Here is a 1142-nt window from a genome sequence, read left to right as displayed (position 1 = left end):
TGTAAAGGTTGAGAGACCAAAGCCGAGTGGTACTAATAGCCCGAAGCTTTCCAATGCGGATAGTCTGTTGTCCTCTCTCTTTTTAACATCCTTTCTTCCAATAACATGTCAATGACAGATCAGTCTGTCAAAAAGGTATTCAGGTGCCTATATCGGCGGTGTCCACCTCTTCCCATTCCGAACAGAGAAGTTAAGCCCGCCAGAGCCGATGGTATTGCCGTAACAGGTGGGAGAGTAGGTCGGTGCCTAATTTTATACGGAAGCCCGTTGTCCAGGAGGACATCGGGCTTTCCTGTTTTATGGCGGTTCCAAAGTGTGCCCATGTCCCGGGGCCGGCGGCCGCCTTCGGTCCCCGAGCGGAGCCGAAGGGCAGGCGGCATACACATTGCAGGTGATGGTCGGTGGGGACACCGACCATGGCGTCGGGCCATTCAGATCCATCGATCCAGTCTTCAGTAATACCGTCAAGATATCCACAGCCGGGATCCGCTCATTTCCAGTGGCGGCAGGATGGACAGGATGCCGCGGCCATTGTGCGCCGGGATTGCCCTTGGATGCTTTCGGTCAATTATCTCCTCCAAAGAGATAATTGACAGAACGGCATCCTCGGCAACAAGGCATCCTTTCCATGTGCGTCGGACCCGTGCGACAGGCCACCTTAAATGAGCGGGCGTTTTTGGTTACTTTTGCGCCTCAAAAGTAACATTACCCTGCCATGGAATGGCAATACGAGCTGTGTCGGTTGGCAAAGGATATGCCACGGAATTTAAAGGTGATGGGGTTATAATAGTTACACCTTTAACAGGGTTGTTTGCCTTGAAATATCAATTCAGATAATACCACAACCCCATCGGGCAATGTCATTAAGTTAAGGATTTTATCATGCCGGTTTGTAGTTTGTGTAGGTCCTGTGCTTGCACTTTTTATTCGAGGTCTTAAGCTGCCTTGGGAACGATCTTCCCTTTCGAATGGGCAATGTGTCCTTGAGGAAATAGGCCGTGAGCTCCCTGAGGATTTCCCTTTCCCTGTTTTTGAAAAAGATGGCTATCAGGTTTTCCTTTAATTTTCCGAAGGATTTGTTCCCGTTGACCTTTTGGGGGTACTTTTTCGTGGATGTATCGCGGTCGAGCTGGACCTGGGCA

Annotated in this window: 1 protein-coding gene and 1 rRNA gene; one reads left to right on the top strand and one right to left on the bottom strand. The window is 50.3% G+C overall.

All coding sequences use genetic code 11. From position 1 onward, the window contains the following. The first annotated feature begins 139 nt into the window (after positions 1-139). Positions 140-251, top strand: a 5S ribosomal RNA gene (gene rrf / locus CRT24_RS15620). A 629-nt stretch (positions 252-880) separates the two neighbouring features. Here the strand turns inward: rrf and CRT24_RS20935 are convergent. Beyond that, a partial coding sequence (locus tag CRT24_RS20935; RefSeq protein ID WP_218962609.1) for a hypothetical protein occupies positions 881-1142 on the bottom strand: 262 nt, incomplete at its 5' end.

Origin of the sequence: Sphingobacterium sp. 1.A.5 (genome assembly GCF_002734235.1) — a bacterium.
GTDB classification, from domain to species: Bacteria; Bacteroidota; Bacteroidia; order Sphingobacteriales; family Sphingobacteriaceae; genus Sphingobacterium; species Sphingobacterium daejeonense.
Note: the sequence above shows the minus strand (reverse complement) of the source record. Positions and strands in the feature narration are given on the sequence as shown.